At 62.4% G+C, this 16,747-nt stretch carries 17 protein-coding genes; 2 read left to right on the top strand and 15 right to left on the bottom strand.

Features of this window, described 5'->3' with window-relative positions; translation table 11 throughout:
* Positions 1-10 precede the first annotated feature (10 nt).
* Positions 11-904: a tRNA pseudouridine synthase A gene (locus tag NQJ30_RS01830; protein WP_255768028.1), complete on the top strand. Its 894-nt coding sequence runs from the start codon at positions 11-13 to the stop codon at positions 902-904.
* A gap of 22 nt (positions 905-926) precedes the next feature.
* Here the strand turns inward: NQJ30_RS01830 and NQJ30_RS01825 are convergent, their stop codons facing one another.
* Positions 927-2,594 carry a sensor histidine kinase gene (locus tag NQJ30_RS01825; RefSeq protein WP_255768027.1) on the bottom strand — a complete coding sequence of 556 codons (1,668 nt, stop codon included), beginning with the start codon at positions 2,592-2,594 and terminating at the stop codon, positions 927-929.
* 254 nt (positions 2,595-2,848) lie between these two features.
* On the opposite strand from NQJ30_RS01825, the gene NQJ30_RS01820 reads away from it, so the two are divergent.
* Positions 2,849-3,694, top strand: coding sequence for a response regulator transcription factor (locus tag NQJ30_RS01820; RefSeq protein ID WP_255768026.1), 846 nt, complete (start codon positions 2,849-2,851; stop codon positions 3,692-3,694).
* A 6-nt stretch (positions 3,695-3,700) separates the two neighbouring features.
* Here the strand turns inward: NQJ30_RS01820 and NQJ30_RS01815 are convergent, their stop codons facing one another.
* The 14 genes from NQJ30_RS01815 to cpaB (NQJ30_RS01750) form a co-directional block, all read right to left on the bottom strand.
* Entirely contained in the window at positions 3,701-4,168 is a 468-nt protein-coding gene (locus tag NQJ30_RS01815; RefSeq protein WP_255768025.1) for an Hpt domain-containing protein, read from the bottom strand.
* Between the two features lie 95 nt (positions 4,169-4,263).
* The gene (locus tag NQJ30_RS01810) at positions 4,264-5,148 is read right to left on the bottom strand and encodes a type II secretion system F family protein (RefSeq protein WP_255768024.1); all 885 of its coding nucleotides are present in this window, start codon (positions 5,146-5,148) and stop codon (positions 4,264-4,266) included.
* Positions 5,149-5,154: 6 nt separating this feature from the next.
* Positions 5,155-6,090 carry a type II secretion system F family protein gene (locus tag NQJ30_RS01805; RefSeq protein WP_255768023.1) on the bottom strand — a complete coding sequence of 312 codons (936 nt, stop codon included), beginning with the start codon at positions 6,088-6,090 and terminating at the stop codon, positions 5,155-5,157.
* Entirely contained in the window at positions 6,087-7,355 is a 1,269-nt protein-coding gene (locus NQJ30_RS01800; protein WP_304663753.1) for a CpaF family protein, read from the bottom strand. The genes NQJ30_RS01805 and NQJ30_RS01800 overlap by 4 nt, the downstream gene beginning before the upstream one ends.
* A 248-nt stretch (positions 7,356-7,603) precedes the next feature.
* Positions 7,604-8,797, bottom strand: coding sequence for an AAA family ATPase (locus NQJ30_RS01795; protein WP_255768021.1), 1,194 nt, complete (start codon positions 8,795-8,797; stop codon positions 7,604-7,606).
* On the bottom strand, positions 8,794-9,546 hold the full coding sequence (cpaB, locus tag NQJ30_RS01790; RefSeq protein WP_255768020.1) for a Flp pilus assembly protein CpaB: 753 nt from the start codon (positions 9,544-9,546) through the stop codon (positions 8,794-8,796). The genes NQJ30_RS01795 and cpaB (NQJ30_RS01790) overlap by 4 nt, the downstream gene beginning before the upstream one ends.
* Before the next feature lie 20 nt (positions 9,547-9,566).
* Complete coding sequence (locus NQJ30_RS01785) at positions 9,567-10,520, bottom strand: pilus assembly protein TadG-related protein (protein ID WP_255768019.1); 954 nt, start codon at positions 10,518-10,520, stop codon at positions 9,567-9,569.
* The gene (locus tag NQJ30_RS01780) at positions 10,508-10,912 is read right to left on the bottom strand and encodes a TadE/TadG family type IV pilus assembly protein (RefSeq protein ID WP_255768018.1); all 405 of its coding nucleotides are present in this window, start codon (positions 10,910-10,912) and stop codon (positions 10,508-10,510) included. The genes NQJ30_RS01785 and NQJ30_RS01780 overlap by 13 nt, the downstream gene beginning before the upstream one ends.
* Positions 10,913-11,003: 91 nt before the next feature.
* Positions 11,004-11,210, bottom strand: a complete 207-nt coding sequence (locus NQJ30_RS01775; protein WP_255768017.1) for a Flp family type IVb pilin — start codon at positions 11,208-11,210, stop codon at positions 11,004-11,006.
* 268 nt (positions 11,211-11,478) lie between these two features.
* The gene (locus NQJ30_RS01770) at positions 11,479-12,363 is read right to left on the bottom strand and encodes a type II secretion system F family protein (RefSeq protein WP_255768016.1); all 885 of its coding nucleotides are present in this window, start codon (positions 12,361-12,363) and stop codon (positions 11,479-11,481) included.
* 11 nt (positions 12,364-12,374) lie between these two features.
* A complete protein-coding gene (locus NQJ30_RS01765; RefSeq protein ID WP_255768015.1) occupies positions 12,375-13,322 on the bottom strand; it encodes a type II secretion system F family protein in 948 nt (315 codons plus the stop codon).
* The gene (locus NQJ30_RS01760) at positions 13,319-14,755 is read right to left on the bottom strand and encodes a CpaF family protein (RefSeq protein ID WP_255768014.1); all 1,437 of its coding nucleotides are present in this window, start codon (positions 14,753-14,755) and stop codon (positions 13,319-13,321) included. Before NQJ30_RS01760 ends, NQJ30_RS01765 begins: the two co-directional genes overlap by 4 nt.
* Complete coding sequence (locus NQJ30_RS01755) at positions 14,752-15,948, bottom strand: AAA family ATPase (RefSeq protein ID WP_255768013.1); 1,197 nt, start codon at positions 15,946-15,948, stop codon at positions 14,752-14,754. Before NQJ30_RS01755 ends, NQJ30_RS01760 begins: the two co-directional genes overlap by 4 nt.
* Positions 15,945-16,706, bottom strand: a complete 762-nt coding sequence (cpaB, locus tag NQJ30_RS01750; RefSeq protein WP_255768012.1) for a Flp pilus assembly protein CpaB — start codon at positions 16,704-16,706, stop codon at positions 15,945-15,947. The genes NQJ30_RS01755 and cpaB (NQJ30_RS01750) overlap by 4 nt, the downstream gene beginning before the upstream one ends.
* Between the last annotated feature and the right edge of the window lie 41 nt (positions 16,707-16,747).

Raw genomic sequence — 16,747 nt, 5'->3', positions numbered from 1 at the left:
ACTTAGGTCTATGAACGACCAAAAACCCGCGGCCCCCGTATCAGGGGGCGGCGGGTTTTTGCGTGTGCGGCTTGATTTGTCGTACGACGGCGGTCCCTTCAGCGGGTGGGCGCTGCAGCCGGGCCTGCGCACCGTCCAGGGAGTCCTGGAGGAGGCGCTGGCCTTGCTGGTCCGCCGGCCGCTCCGGGTCACCGTGGCCGGCCGGACTGACGCGGGCGTGCACGCCCGCGGCCAAGTGGTCCACCTTGACCTGACCGAAGCCGAGTGGCTGGGGCTGCCGCGCGGGCACGAACTGGATCCCGGCGTCGCGCTTTTGCGTCGTATCCGGGGTGCGCTGAGCCGGGGTTTGGGCGACCTGTCCGGTGCCGTCGAAATCCATCAGGTGTCGCTGGCTCCGGCGGGGTTCGACGCCCGCTTCTCGGCCCTGTGGCGGCGGTACAGCTACCGCATCGCCGACGGCCCTGGTCTGTGGGATCCGCTGGAACGCTACTTCACGCTGTGGCACAAGAACCCCCTGGATGTTGACCTGCTGAACGAGGGCGCGGCGAAGCTGCTGGGCCTGCAGAATTTCCTGGCGTACTGCAAGCCGCGGGAAGGCGCCACCACCATCCGTGAGCTGCAGCGGTTCGAGTTCCGCCGCGGCGAGGACGGCGTCATCGTGGCCACCGTCCGGGCGGACGCTTTCTGCCACAACATGGTCCGGTCCCTGGTGGGTTCGGCTCTGTTTGTGGGGGAGGGCGCGGAGGAACCGGGCTGGCTGTATGAGCGGCTGCTGGCGCAGAAGCGTGACGCCAAGTCAGTCCTGGCCGCGCCACACCCCCTGGTCCTGGAGGAAGTGGCCTATCCGTCCGACGACGAGATGCTGGCCCGCGCCGAGCTGACCAGGGCCGTGCGGAAGCACTGACGCCCTGCCCATCGAGGCTGCGTTAGAACGACGGCGGCGGGCCGTCCGCCGGGAGCGTCACCGTAAACGTGCTGCCTTTGCCCTGATCACTGGCGCACGCCACCCTGCCGCCGTGGCGTTCCACGATCATCTTGGTGATGGACAGGCCCAGACCCGCCCCCGGGATGGCTGCCTTCCGGGCGGAGTCGGTGCGGAAGTAGCGGCGGAAGACCTTGGCGGCGTCGTCCGTACGCATCCCCATTCCGGTATCGCGGACGCGCAGTTGAACCCAGTTCCCGCTGGTACCCGCGCTGATGTCCACCACGCCGCCGTCGGGGGAGTACTTGATGGCATTCGACACGAGGTTGTCCAGCGCCTGCCCGATCCGTAGCGGATCTGCGTAAGCCCACAGGGGTGAAGGGATGTCGGCCGCGAGCCGCACCCCGGAACGGTCTGCTTCGGCCCGTGCAGAGTTCAGGGTGCTTTCCACCAGGCTGGCGAGGTCGGTGCGTTTCGGGTGGACTTTCAGGGCCGCCGACGCCGTGGCTGACAGGTCGGCCAGCAGTGCCAGCAGGCGTTCCGAATTGCGCTGCACCACGGTGAGCCGCTGGGTGGCATCGGGAGGCAGCCCGGCGGTGTCTTCCAGGACGAGGTCCACGTTTCCGAGGATCGCGTTCAGCGGTGTCCTGAACTCGTGCGAGACCGTGGAGATCAGCTCTTCGGTTGCGGCCAGTGTCTCCACCCAGCCGGTAACGTCGTTGTACACCACCACGGCGCCGGTGAGTTGCCCGTCCTCGCCCACCAGCGGCCGGGCGGCGGTGGAGTAGGCCCGCTGAGCCGGCTCCTCGCCAGCCCACACCAGATAGTCAGCGAAGGATTCTCCGGCAATGGCCCGGTTGATGGGGCGTTTGTCGGGCGGCAGCATGGTCTGCCTGTCCTGCCCGAAGATGAGCTGGTGCCCCTGGCCCGGCATCTCATCCACCACGCCCGTGGCCTGCCGGAAAGTGCGCTGCCGGTTGTTCGTGACCAGGTACCGGCCGGAGCGGTCGACGGCGGCAATCGCCACGTCGGTGGCGTCCAGGATGGTGATCAGGAGTTTTTCGCGGTCCCGGCTTTCGGCGAGCAGCTCCCGCAGCTCCTCACCCAGGGCCTGCAGTTCCCGTTGTTGGACGCGCATGTTGGCGCTGGCGAAGCGGATGGCGAGGAAGACGGCAAGCATCATGAGCGGAAAGAGCACCAGCGTAGTGAGGTCCGCGGCAGTGAGGTGGGGAAAGTGGACGGCTGAGGCGGGGACCATGATCAGCAGCGGTCCGACCGTACTGAGGACAACGTTGGCGCGGACCAGGATTCCTGAAGCGGCGAGCCAAATGACGGGAAAGACAACCAGGATTGCCAGGCCCGGAAGCAGCGGGGCGGCACCGTTTCGCAGGAGGCCGATGGCCAGCAGGTCCAGCACCGGGATGACGAGGTAGGCACTGCTGCGCAACCGCTCCCAGGGCGTGACGAAACACGCCACGAAGAGGAGGAGGTGAAGCATGATTCCGGCCAGATAGACAGGACTTGAGAGCAGGGACGGCCACGTCAGCGGTGTCATCAATCCCAGGATGCTGACAACGAGGGACAACGGAAGCTGGCACAGAGCCACCTGTGAACGTGGTCCCAGCTTCCGGAAATAGGTCGCGGCTCCCCGCAGCGAGGGGCGTACAGCCATAGGGTCTCCCAGTCTTTGGCGGCCCCCAACCGTTCCCAATGATTTCCGCAGCAGCCGGACCGTTGTCAGGCGTTGCTGAACAAACCTTCTAAATCCTATTGTTCATGTGCTGTCATGGTAATTGACTCTCGAAAAGTAAAGGCATCCATAGGTGTCATCTGCAGTTAATACTTGTAGCGTATAGAGAGTTGGAGTGGATAAGGGATTGGCGCTGGGCTGATGGGGGCCTTTTCCACCTGGCATCAGGGATTGCAATGGAAGAGCTTGGGGTAGCAGTAGTAATTGAAGACGACGCGGATATCCGCAATCTCCTGGAGGGAGTGCTGCGTCAGGCCGGATTCGAGGTCCATACGGCCGCCGACGGACGGGACGGCGTGGAGGTGGTCCGGAACAACGGGGCCCACGTGGTCACGCTGGACATCGGCCTTCCGGATATCGACGGGTTTGAGGTGCTTCGGCGGATCAGGAATTTCAGTGACGCCTATGTGGTGATGCTGACCGGCAGGACGGAGGAGCCGGACCTGCTCTCGGCGCTGAACGCCGGTGCGGACGACTACATTGCGAAGCCGTTCCGGCCGCGCGAACTGCGTGCCAGGGTGGCAGCAATGATGCGCCGTCCCCGCCACGAGATCAACCGGCCGCAGCAGGCTCCGCGGTCCTGGGCGGCGGCTCCGGCGGCACCCGCATCATTCGGGCAGTCCCTGGGCCACGCACCGTCCGGAGCTGCGGCACCGGTTCACGCCGGAGTCCTGCAGCACAACGGCCTGGTCCTGAACTACCGGACACGCACCGTGGCCGTTGACGAGGCGCCCCTGGGGCTCACCCGCAGCGAGTTTGACCTGTTGCATACCCTGCTTCGGGGCGAAGGAGCCGTGTGCACGCGGTCCGATCTGGTCCGTGCGGTGCGCGGAGACCTGTACGAGCCCGATGCGTACATCAGCGAGGCTGACGAGCGGGCCGTGGAAGTCCATATCGGGAATCTTCGGCGCAAGCTCAAGGAAGATCCGAACGCACCGCGCTGGCTGCAGACCGTCCGGGGGGTGGGCTACCGGCTGGCCCCGCAGCGGACGGATGCGCCGGCCTGGCCGGGGCAGGGCTGACCCCGGCTAGTTCTTCAGGATGTAGGTGGCCTGGAGCTCTGCGACGGTGCCGACTCCGTGCTCGGCCACACCTGCCAGCAGGTCCTGTCCCCGGGCGAAGTCGTCCGTGCGGATGGCGTCCTCCAGGGCTTGGGCCAGCCCGGCCAGCCGCACCCCGCCCACCATGGCGGAGGCGATCCGCAGGCTGATGACGGCGTCCAGGGCGGCCTTGCGGTCGTGGGACTGGACGGCTGCGGCAAGGCGGCTGAAACGCTGGTCCCACATGCCGGCATAGTCGCGGGCGAAGCCGCGGGCGAGTTCCGGGCCGTCCAGTTCGGCTTCCAGCTCGGCCAGAACTTCGGGTTCAACCCAGCGGGGAGGGTCCGCACCCGCCGTCGGAATGCCTTGCGCGCCACCATTCACGTCCGCGGCGGGTCCCGCAGCCGGCGGTCCGGCGGGAACACCCCCGCCGGAGGCAAATGATGGACTATCCATGCTGCAAGGCTACTTCCTGCAAATAGATGAGGGCACATCCTCAATGGATCCTGTGGAAACCTTGAGTCATCCTTGCCCTGCTTGATCCGCCGCCGTTACTGGCCGCTGAACGTGACAACCGTGTTGATAACGGCCGGGCCCAAAATGGCAATGAAAAGCACGGGGAAGATAAAGAACAAAAGAGGGAAAAGGATCATCACGGGCAGTTTCATGGCCTTTTCCTCGGCCCGCTGCCGGCGTTTCACCCGCATGACCTTGGCCTGGATCCGCAGCACACGGCTGATGGCGATGCCGTAAGTGTCTGCCTGCACCACGGCCTGGACGAAGCTCCGCAGTTCGGGGATGTTGGTCCGCTCGGCAAGGGCCTGATAGGACTCGCGGCGGCTGCGGCCCACCTGCATGTCCTGCAGGGTGCGGACCAGCTCTTCGGCGAGCGGTCCCTTGCCGTTTTCGCCGGCGCGGGCCATGGCCCCTTCGAAGCCGAGACCGGCCTCCACGGAGATCAGCATCTGGTCCAGGGTGTTGGCCAGTTCGAGCTGCATGGCCTTCTGCCGCTCCATGCCCTTGCTGTACAGGAGGAGGTCGGGGATGAAGTAGCCGAGGAAGAGGAGGAAGAGGCCCGCCAACTTCATGATGGGAGTGCCGCCGACGGCGGTCATATAGAGCCCGAGCGACGCCCCGGCCAGTCCGAGGGCGAGCTTAGAGCCCATCACTTTTCCGAGCGGCATGGACGGCGGCCGGCCTGCCAGGGCAAGCAGCCGATCGAGGAACGCGACGTAGGATGGCGGGGTCAGGCGGCGTCCGACAGACTCCAGCAGGCTCGGTCTGGGCGGAGCCGCCTCGCCGTTGAGAGCGGCCCCGCGGCTAAGGAGTTCGGCCGCTGCTACGCGGCCCTTCTGGTCGGCGGTGAGGAGTGACCAGGTCAACGCTCCCACGGGAACGCAGACCAGGACCATTGCGAGTAAGATCACGGGGTTCATCAGGCCTCAGAACTTGAGATCGATGATCTTGCGCATCCACAGCGCGCCGATGGTCATCATGACAAATGATGCGCCGATCATGCCCCAGCCCAGCGGATGGCTGAACATGGGATTCATGTAGTTCGGGCTGATCGCGAGCAGCATGCCCACGATACCGAAGGGCATTGCAATGAGGATGTAGGCGGAGAACTTGCCTTCAGCCGCAAGTGCCTTGATGTGGCCCTTGATCTCGCCGCGCTCGCGGATGGTCTCGTTTACCTGGTCCAGGACCTCAGCCAGGTTTCCGCCGACTTCCCGGTTGATCTGGATTGCTTGGGAAACCCACACGAAGTCTTCATTCTTCATCCGGAGGGCTGTGTCATTGAGGGCGGCCAGGAGATCACGTCCAAGACTAGTCTCTGTGATTACCCGCCGCATTTCCTCTGAGGTGGGCTTCTGCGACTCGGCCGCGGCCGCGTCAATCGCGCGCAGAATACTGTGGCCGGCACGCAGGCCTCCAGAGAGAAGCTGCAGAGTATCGCCAAGCTGGGTATCAAATTTGGTGCGGCGTTTTCCGGCGAGATACCTGAGGACCAGGTGACCCACAAAGGTCGAAAAGATTGCAAGGAGTAGCCCCATCAAAGGCCCGATGGCGACCATGCCTACTAGGAATCCCACGCATGCTCCGGCGGCAACCAAGATAAAGAACTCCGCCTGGCTCAGCCGGAGGCCGGCGTTCTCAAGCTGCACACGCGAAAAGAGCCGGACATTGCGACCCGAAAGCAACCGTTCGAACGACACGACAGCGGACGCTGCGAGGCGGGTCAGGGTCGTGGGCGGGTTCGCTTCGAACGGGCGGCGCCGGTCCATCGGCACCTCGGGTGTGCCGGGGGCCAGCACTGCGATACCCAACAGGCCGACGGCTGCCAGTAGGACTACGATCCCAATTGAAAGCCCTGTCATTTGATCACCGGTGACAACGAGCCGGCAAAGACGGCCGGTGAGACGTGGATGCCCAGGTCCTCGAAGCGGTCGATGAACCGTGGCCGGATGCCGGTGGCCACGGGCTTGCCGAGGAATCGGCCCTGGGCATCAACGCCGGCGGAGTAATCGAAAACGAACGCGTCTTGTAGCGTCACGATATCCCCTTCCATGCCTTGCACTTCGGTCACGTGCGTGATGCGGCGGGAGCCGTCACGCAGGCGCGAGATCTGCACGATGAGGTTCACAGCCGACGCAATCTGTTCGCGGATGGCCCGCAGGGGGAGATCCATACCAGCCATCAGCACCAACGTTTCCAGCCGTGCCACCGCATCGCGGGGCGAGTTGGAGTGCACGGTGGAGAGCGACCCGTCGTGACCGGTGTTCATTGCCTGGAGCATGTCCAGGGATTCGCCACCGCGGACCTCGCCCACCACGATGCGGTCCGGCCGCATACGCAGGGAGTTGCGCAACAGTTCGCGGATGGTCACTGCGCCCTTGCCTTCAGTGTTGGGGGGACGGCTTTCGAGCCGGACCACGTGCTGCTGCTGGATCTGCAGCTCCACCGCGTCCTCGATGGTGACGATCCGCTCGTCGGCGGGGAGGAACGAGGATAGGACATTGAGCAGCGTGGTTTTTCCGGTGCCGGTGCCGCCGGAGACGATGATGTTCAGTTTGGCCTTCACACAGGCGTCCAGCAGCTCAGCCATCTCCGGGGTGAGGGTGCCGAAATCGATCAGGTTGCGCACCGTCAGGGGCACCTTGCTGAACTTTCGAATCGTCAGAGATGAGCCGCCCACCGCGAGGGGAGGGATCACGGCATTGACACGGGAACCGTCCTCAAGGCGCGCGTCAACCAGCGGTGAGGATTCATCGATCCGGCGCCCCACCTTGGAAACGATCCGCTCAATGACTTTTCGCAGGTGCTCTTCGGAGCTGAACCGGGACTCGGTAAGGGTGAGCTTGCCCTTGCGTTCCACATAGATCTGGTCCATGCGGTTAACCATGATTTCCGTGACGGCAGGATCATCCAGCAAACGCTGCAGCGGGCCGTAACCCAGCACGTCGTCGGCGACATCGCGCACCAGCCGGGTGCGCTCGTCGGCAGAAAGTGGAACCTGTTCGGCGTCGATGATCTTGGTGAGCTCCTCCTTCGCCGTGCTCCGAAGCTCCTGCTCAGTCACAGAGGCGTCGTTGAACCGTGCACCCATCCGTTCGAACAGGGCGCTCGCGGCCCGGAGTTTCATCGCCGCAAAGACGTCCACCGGTTGAGCAACGGGTGCCTGCGCCGGTGGTTCCGGCAGAGCGGCGGGAGAAAGTACGACGGCGGCAGGTTGCGTCCGGCGCGTCTGCTCGACGGCGGCGATGCCCGCCGCATGCTGCGGCCCCGCGGTGCGTACCGCCGTCGTACTTTTTGCTGGAAGGTTGAGGGCAACGGCGGGGTGGACAGCCTGGTTCCGGTCCTGGACGGATTGGATCCGTTCGGAGAGTTTCACTAGATAACCACCCTTCGGTGAAGCTTGCGCTGTGCCTGGGTTCGCCAGACAGGGTTGAACCGTTCCACCAGCTGTTTGAGGCTCTTGACGGCGGGATCCTTCTTGGATTCCTGCAGGACGGGGATGCCCCGGTTCGTGGACAGGGCCACGGCGCGGGATCGAGGGATGCTGACGTCCACGGGTGCGCCGATGGTGGACTCGACGTCCTGAACGGTCAGGCCTGCTTTGGAATCGGCCATGTTCAGGACCACGTGCCGGGACTCGGGGGTGATCTCGAGTTGCCGGAGGACCTCCAGTCCGGACCGGAGGCCGCGAAGGCTGGGGATGTCCATGGCGCTGACCCACACCACGTCGGTGCACTGTTCCAGGGCCGCGAGCCCGATCTCCGGCAGGCCGGGGGCGGTGTCAAGCACCACGTACTGGAATTCGCGGGCCAACTGTTCCAGCAGGTGGGTGATCTGCTCGGGCGTGATGTGGTCCGCGTCCACCGGCGTCGGCGGCGCGCACAGGGCGTAGATCCCGGCCGGATGGACCGTGAGGAATGCTTTGAGCACCAGGGAGTCCTGTGCCGCGGCCGGGGTCACAGCGTCGGTGACGGTGTGCTCGGGGTTGAGATAGAGGCCGGATGCGACGTCGCCGAACTGCAGGTCAAGATCTACGATGACCACGCTCATGGGGGCCATCTGGCCCAGTCCGATGGCGATGTTGGTGGCGAGGGTGGTCTTGCCGACGCCACCTTTAGGCGAAAAGACACCGACCACGAGTCCGTTGCCGGCGTTGCCGGGCTGGGCGTTAAATGTCCGGTTGCGCGTGGCAAAGGATTGGCAGGCACGTTCCAGCAGCACCCGGATTTCTGCAAGATCGGCCTGCGGGCTGACAATGTCGCGGATGCCGGCGCGCATGGCGTGCAGCAGAAAAATGGGATCGGTATCGCTGACCAGGACAATGCTGAGGCCGGGAAGCTGGACGTCGAAGACCTTAGCGAAGCGAAGTGCCTCTTCCGGCTGAACGTCCGGGCCGATGATGAGGACTTCGGGTTGCTCCTGGTCAAGGAGGGCGAAAAGCTCGTGAGGACCGGCCGGAAGAATGTCCGAAGCGATGGTCTGGACGCTTCCGCGGAGTCCGTACGCCACGGCTTGGCGGAGACGCAGGTCGAAGTCAGCGCTGGCGGAGAGGAGTACGAAGCGGCTCACTTGTACACCACATCCTTACGGGCAATATAGGAGCCGTTGTCCTTTGCGTCGAGGGGTTCCTTGGTTAGCCACAGGGTGCCGAACTCGGAGCCGAAAATGATCTTGTTGGCATCGATGTCGTTAACCGCGACCGTAAGCATCAGGGACCCTTCCGGCAAAGTGGTGTTCTTCGGATCTGCGTTGTCCGCAGACTTGGTTGCGGTGGGCTGAGGTGCCCTCTGTACTGCGGTGATCAGGACCTTCCGCAGCGTGAGTTGGGTCGTTGCTCCCGCAGGATTGGGCTTGTAAGCGCCGTCCTTGAAGCTCATTGCGATGCCCACGTGATCGCCGACCTCGATGCGGCCGCCGGCCATTCGTTGCGGTTCCAACTGGAAGGAGACTTCCTGGAATCCGGCCGGTACTTTGGCTGCACCTTCGGACGCAGCATCGGCCGGGGCCACCAGCCGCTCGGCGAGGAGCTGTTCGCCGGGGACGAGGTCCACGGCGCTGACCGTGCCGGCCTTGCTGTCGAGGTTGCCGAGTGCCGTTTTTGAGACTCCGGCGGCCGGAATCCGTTGAACCACCAAGGAAGCCGCCATTGCATCGACAGGGGTGCCGGCTGGGATGGCGTTCTTCACGATGAGGACGTCAACTGGCTGCGTGGTTGCGATTGCGCGCTGGTCGGCGCCTTGGGCATAGAAGATGATGAGGAGCGCGCCCACAAGCGCCAAGGCAACCGCGGCCGTGCCGGCGAGCATGCGAGACTTCACTTCTACTCCTGGTGGTGGTGCTAAAGGATGGGGCGCACAACTGAAGCGCCGAAGTAAGGGGAGGACCCTAGCTCGAAGGCTTGGTCTAACGAAACGAACTTCTCAAAGTAGCCGGTGATGCTTTTGTTGTCCACCGTTGGCCCCGCGGTCCAGCCGATATTCGCAAATTGGTATCCCGTGACGTGGAAAGCTGCGAACCCCTTGATGTAGTAAGCGGCGTTCTTGCCGGTGCCGCTGGCAAGGTCGTAGACCGGCAGCAGAACCGTCTTGTTGTTTACCTTGCTAAAGTCGGCGGCCGAGCATGAAGTCGGAGCACTGGCACCAGTGTTGACGCCGAACCATTCGCTGGAAGTGCCGACGACGATGGTACATGTGCCGGGGTTAGGGGGAAGCCAGCCGAACCCTCCAGGAACAGAACCGCAACCTTTCCCCTGCTCCAGTACCTGAAGGGTGCCCCGTAAGCCGTCGTGCGGAATGTCGAATTTGCATGCGGCAACGGCCAGCGGCAAGATAGCGGGCCCCTTGGTCGGCGTTCCCCATTGCGCGGATGATCGCGTCATTGGCTTGGCGGAGTTGATGCCCAAGGCTCGTGCAAAGTAGAGAGACACGGAGTCCGCCGGCGCACCGTCTTCTTTCGAGACCGTGGTTACGGTGACTTTGCCGGGCGTGGACAGGTCCGTGGAGCGAACAGTGCTTTTACCATCCAAGGCGTTGCGGTTGGCGAGGTCAGTCGCCAGTGTCGACGTCGTCGAACACAAGGGACTAGGGACGGTGCTGGTCGTTGAACGGGCACATTCCTGGGCGATGCCGATTGCCGCGGCGTCGGCGCCGTTCTGCAGCTGGGCCCGTTCGGAGGAGATGACGCCCACGTCTACGGCGAGCGCCACGAAGCCGAGCAGGACGACCAAGAGGATGGCCACAATAACGGCAACGGCGCCGGTTTCGTTCTTGTTATCCGCCGTCACCCTCCACATAGCATCACGCCCAACCCTTTCATCTTGAACGGGCCTGCGATGCCGGTAATTGTAGATAGCGTGTAACTGATGGTGAGTGTCACTTGGTCTTTGGGATTGCAGGCGGTTACCGGCGCGCAGCTTGACGCGCTAGTACACACCTCCACAGTGACATTTGACGGTGTAATGCTGGAACTGACGGACGCGGCCGCGTTCGCAGCTGCCGTTTTTGCGGCAACCACATTATTAGTCGTGATAGCCATCACCCGAACGCCGTCGCGGGCTGCGTTCGTCAATGTAACTCGCGCGTTGTAGGCGCGCCCGAATTCGATCGTTCCGAGAACAAGCATCAAGAGAAGAGGCAGGAGGATAGCAAATTCGACGGCGACTGCGCCTCGCTCGTCGTGCTTCACGGTGTACCTCTCCGCTCGTTTATTACGACTGCTTCTAAATAGTAAGTGCGGTGCAGGCATGTCGCCCGCACCGCACAATTAGCCAGCGCTTCTAGCCAGCGCCGCCAGCGGCCCCAGCCGGAACAGGAATCTTGCCCGACACGCCGGTGAACAAATCACTGAGAGTAGTACCCAAGGTAGTGATGGCAATGATGATGGCAACAGCAATGAGGGCGACCATGATGCCGTATTCGACAGCGGTAGCGCCTTTCTCTTCGCTTCGAAGGCGGATCATAAAGTTTGTGTATAGAGAAAGCATGTCGTACTCCTGGCGAGTCGGATGGCTGGCCCAGCACCAGCACAACCACGAAGTTAGCAATCGGGGGCGCCACTCACGTGCAATCTCGTAATATCCTGCGTTAACTCTGCGCGCATACGGCGTACCCTGCGCGTGAGTTGGGATAAACATGCGGAAATCCTTGGAAACCCAGGCCTTCGGGCACGCAGGCGGACCCCCTCGGTTCTGGGTGCCGAGGGGGTCCGGTTCTTGGGGCGCCGGGCGGCGCGATAAATAGGGCGTTGCTTTCTTACATGTGGGAGAATGCCGCGATGATGTTGATGACGGCTGGCCCGAGGATGACGATGAACAGTACGGGCAGAATGCATAGCATCAGCGGAAACAGCACCTTGATGGGAAGCTTCATTGCTTTCTCCTCGGCCCGCTGCCGCCTCTCGATGCGCATCTGTTTGGCCTGCGTCCTCAGCACGTTTGCGATTGCGATGCCGTATACGTCTGCTTGAACAACAGCACGCACGAAGCTTCGAAGGTCCGCTGCCCCTGTGCGTTGTCCCATGGCTAGGTACGCTTCTCGTCGGCTCCTGCCCACTTGCATATCCTGAAGAGTCCTGAGGAGTTCCGCGGCGAGTGGTCCCGTACCGTTCTGGCCCGCCCGCGCCATGGCTGATTCAAAGCCCAACCCTGCCTCCACGGAGATCAGCATCTGGTCCAAAGTGCTGGGCAACTCCAGTTCGATCGCTTCCTGGCGCTTTGCACCCTGGCTGTGCAGGAGGAGGTCTGGAACGAAATATGCGAGCACCGTCACGAACAAAGCCAAGAGAATAACCGTGCTCGTTGGGGTTTTCAGAATCAACAAAATCCCGATGAGACCGGCTACCAAGGCGAGCCCGGGTTTGACCACCAGAAGACGCTCCAGTGGCATGGCCGCAGGTCTCCCCGCCTTCGCAAGCAACTTGTCCAGCCAGGCCGGGTACCCCTTCGGAGTCAGTCGCTGGCCCAATTGCGCTAGCCATGGGGCTTCGACGCCCTGGGAATCGGTCGTCTTACCCTTGCCTCGTCCCAGGTTGCTTCGGACAGCAGCCAAGCCTGGGCGGTCCACCGAAATGACGGCCCACAGCATAGCCGAACACGGTACGACAATTATTGCCACTATGAACCAAGCCATTGCGCTCATGTTTAGACTCCCTAGAACTTGATCTTGACAACGCGGCTCAGCCAGAAGGAGCCGAGAGCCAGCAGAACAACTCCGAATCCGAGCATGATCCATCCCAATACGTTGGTGTATAACACGCCGAGGTAGCCGGGGTTAGAGAAACTTAGGAATAGAAAGATTCCGACAGGCAGAGCTATAAGGATGTAGGCCGACAGCTTGCCCTCGGCACTGAGGGATCGGACCTGCCCTTTGATTTGCATCCGTTCGCGGATTGTCTCTCCCACATGGTCGAGTACTTCGGCCAGATCTCCGCCGACTTCCCGGTGGATCTCGATGGCCTGAGCCATCCAGTCAAAATCCTCGCTTCGCATGCGTCGCGCCGAGTCGGCCATGGAGTCCTTGAGGTCTCGACCAAGCCTGGTCTCGTTGACCAGCCGTGAGAATTCCTCAGAGGTTGGCGCGTCTGACTCCTGGGCAACAGCGTCCACTGCCCGCAGCAAACTGTGGCCCGCTCTAAGTCCACCCGACAGCATCTGCAACGTGTCGCCAAGCTGCGATTCGAACTTGGCACGGCGCTTGCTCGCCATAACGCTCAGGAACACGATGCCGCCGAGCGGAGTCAGCACGGCGAAAAGCAGCGCCAGTCCCAGTCCGCCAAGAACATAACCAACGACCGCGGTTGTAACCGTGATGCATACGAGCAGGAGGATAAAGTCTGCCTGGCGGAGACGCAGCCCGGCTTCCTCCAATGATGCGGTGGATCCGAACTTGGAATTGCGGCTGACGTTGCGTTCGACAAACGACGTTGCGGATGTCGCAAACCGCGTGAGGGCGGAAGTTTGCTCAGCGACGCCGGGCCGCCTGCGCGACAATTCGATATTTGCTTCGCGGCCACGGAGAGTCACGACGAAGAGGAAGACCAGCGATGCCAGGCACAGAACGACACCTAGAATCAGCAGGATCGGGCTGGTGGCGCTCACCGGTAACCACCCCCGACAGGCGTCGTGCCGAAGACCGCGGGGGAAAGGCCAATCCCCAGGTCCGCGAAGTGATCTACGAAACGAGGTCTGACACCGGTGGGGACTGGCTTTCCGAGGAACCGGCCGTTGCCATCAACTCCGGCGTTGTAGTCGAAAGTGAAGGCGTCCTGAAGCGTAACGACGTCGCCTTCCATGCCTTGAACTTCAGTTACGTGAGTAACCCGCCTGGTACCGTCCCGGAGGCGCGAAATGTGCACGATGAGGTTGACCGCCGACGCGATCTGTTCGCGGATGGCACGAAGCGGCAGGTCCATACCTGCCATGAGCACCAAGGTCTCCAGTCGTGCGATGGCGTCACGTGGTGAGTTGGCGTGCACAGTAGAGATCGACCCGTCATGGCCTGTGTTCATGGCCTGAAGCATGTCCAGTGACTCGCCCCCACGGACTTCGCCGATAACAATTCTGTCCGGTCGCATGCGCAGGGAGTTCCGAACGAGGTCGCGGATGCTGATCTCGCCCTTGCCCTCGATGTTTCTCGGCCGGCTTTCGAGCCGCACAACGTGTTCTTGCTGGAGTTGCAGCTCCACGGCGTCCTCGATGGTGACTATCCGCTCGTCCGGTGGAATGAAAGACGATAAGACGTTGAGCAGAGTCGTCTTGCCCGTGCCGGTGCCTCCCGAGACGATGATGTTCAGCCGGGCGTGGACGCAGGCCTTCAGGAGTTCGGCAATTTCCGGAGAGATCGTACCAAAGGTGATGAGATCGCTGACGGTGAGCGGCACCTGACCGAATTTGCGAATCGTTAGCGACGAGCCGTTGACGGCCAACGGCGGAATGATGGCGTTGACACGCGACCCGTCGCTCAGACGGGCATCTACCAGCGGAGACGACTCGTCGATGCGCCTGCCGACTTTGGTGACGATCCGTTCGATGATTCGCCGCAGATGATCTTCTGACTTGAAACGGGAACCCGTTAGGAAGAGTTTGCCACCCCGTTCGATGTAGATTTTGTCCGGGCCGTTAACCATGACTTCGGTCACTGCGTCGTCCGCCAGAAACTTTTGCAGCGGGCCGAGACCAATGACGTCATCAAGGATCTCTTGGACCAGGCGCTGCCGTTCCCCGGAGGATAGAGGGATCTCATCCTCTTCGATGATGGTGCGCAGCTCGCCTTTGGCGTACTCGTGCAACTCAGCCTCGTCCAAGGACGAGTCTGAAATCCGGCTTCCCATGCGCTCATAAAGGGCCGCGCCGGCGCGTTCCTTGACCGCGGTTAAGGCATCGTTGGCTTCGGCGCTGTGATCGTTTGAGACAGGTTCAATCCATCCGGACTCATTCTGACTTTTCCCTGCCCACGGAATCTCGGCCCGGGTTTCAGTTGCCTGCTGGCTCGTCTGGTTACGGACAGATTGAAAGCGATCTGCGAGTGTCATTGGACTACCGCCCTTCGGTGAAGTTTCTTGTGGGTGCGCTGCTCCCACGCAGGATCGAACCGCTGGACGAGCTGACGCAAGCCCTTCGCGACGGCATCCCTGGACGTCTCTTGTAGCAGAGGGACGCCCTTATTTGTGGAATACGGCACTGCGTGTGAACGTGGAAGCACCACGTCCACAGGGCATCCGATAGTTGCCTCGACGTCCTTCAGCGTCAGTCCGCTTCGGCGGTCTCCGAAGTTGAGCACCACGTGCCGGTTCGGGGGCAATAGGCCGAGCTCTGTCAGGATCGAGAATCCTGTCCGCAGACCCTTGATGCTCGGTATGTCCATACCGCAGACCCAGACCCCGTCGGAGGCTTGTTCGAGACTAGCGAGTACGTGTTCCCCGAGCCCGGGGGCGGTGTCCACGACAACATATTTAAATTCACCCGCCAGCTGCACAAGCAACCGGGCCACCTGCTCCCCTGTTATTTGATCCGCCTCTACGGGGTTAAGTGGCGCGCAGAGTGCGTACATGCCTGAAGGATGCAGCGTGAGGTACGACTTGAGTACGAGGCTGTCGCCCGCGGCCGCGCCTTTGACAGCGTCGGCGATGGTCTTCTCGGGTTCAAGCCTGAGACCGGAGGCTACATCGCCGAACTGTAAGTCCAGATCAACCACCACAACGCCCATGGGGACCAGCTTTGCGAGGCCGACGGCGAGGTTTGTCGTTACCGTCGTCTTTCCCACACCTCCCTTGGGAGACATGACTGCAATGATGCGTCCGTTGCCGCTCGGCGGTTCAACGCTGTTTCCGAGGCCGCGGCGGCGTCCGGCGGCCGCGAGGCTGGCTCGTTCGAGCATGACGTGTATGGCTTCGACGTCTGCCCTGGGGTCCAGGAGGTCTCTTATGCCGGCCCGCATGGCGGGCAATGCGATGTCGGACTCATCTCCGGTGACCAGCACCACGCTGATCTCCGGAAATTGGAGGTCGAAGAGACTGGCCAGCCGGATGGAGTCATCGACTGGAAGGCCCGGTCCGAGCAGAATGACTTCCACCGGTTCGCCCGAGAGAGTCCGCAGTACGTCGTCCGGACCCGGCGGCAGGAAGTTGGCCACGATCCCGTGAAACGTTCCGCGGAGGCGGGAAGCAGCCTGCCTTGCCCGTGCTTCAAATCCGGGGTCTGCCGTGATGGCTACGAACCTGCTCACCGGTACAGCTCCGGCTTCTTGACGACCAACGGTGTTCCTTCGTTGGCGGAAGACGGCTCCTTGGTCAGCCACAGGGAGCCGAAGTTGGCCCCGAATGCGATCTTTGCGGCATCCGCGTCATTACGGGCAAACGTGACGAGCAACTGTCCGGTAGGCAGTTCGGTGTTGGCCTGCTCCTCGGCACTGGTGCCCCCCGCGGCCGAGCCCGATGTCTTCGCCACAGAACGCTGAACACTCGTGACCAGGACCTTATGGAAAATCTGCTGTCCGGATTCCACATCAGGCGCATCCTTGACGGCCCCCTTGTCGAAGAGGACCACGATGCCAACAGTGTCGCCTGCCGCAATGCGCCCGCCCACAACCCGCTGGGCCTCCAATTGAACCGAGATCTCCTGCATTCCGTCAGGAACCGGGACCGAGCCCGGTGCGGAGAGACTTTCAGGATCAGCCAAGCGGGCACCCAGGAGAGCTTCGCCCGGCATCAGATCGACTGCGGCGACTTTTCCGCTGAGGCCGTCCAGGCTCTTCAAGGCGCCGTTCGGCACGGAGGCCGATGGCAGGGAAGTTAGCTTGACTGAAGCCCTTAGTTTTTCAAGGTCAGTACCCTTGGCCACCTGCTGCTGAACGACGAGTACGTCGACCGGCTGCAGATCCTTTTGGGCCCGCGCCTCGGATGCTGAAACGTACGAGACAAGTAGGACAGTGCCGGCGATCGCCAGCACAAATGCGACTATGCCTCCCAGTAGGCGTGTTTTCAATTTTCAGTCTCCTTTCGACATTGGAGCTAATTTTGGTTCTT

The organism is Pseudarthrobacter sulfonivorans (assembly GCF_024391045.1).
In the GTDB taxonomy this organism is placed as follows: domain Bacteria; phylum Actinomycetota; class Actinomycetes; order Actinomycetales; family Micrococcaceae; genus Arthrobacter; species Arthrobacter sulfonivorans_B.
Note: the sequence above shows the minus strand (reverse complement) of the source record. Positions and strands in the feature narration are given on the sequence as shown.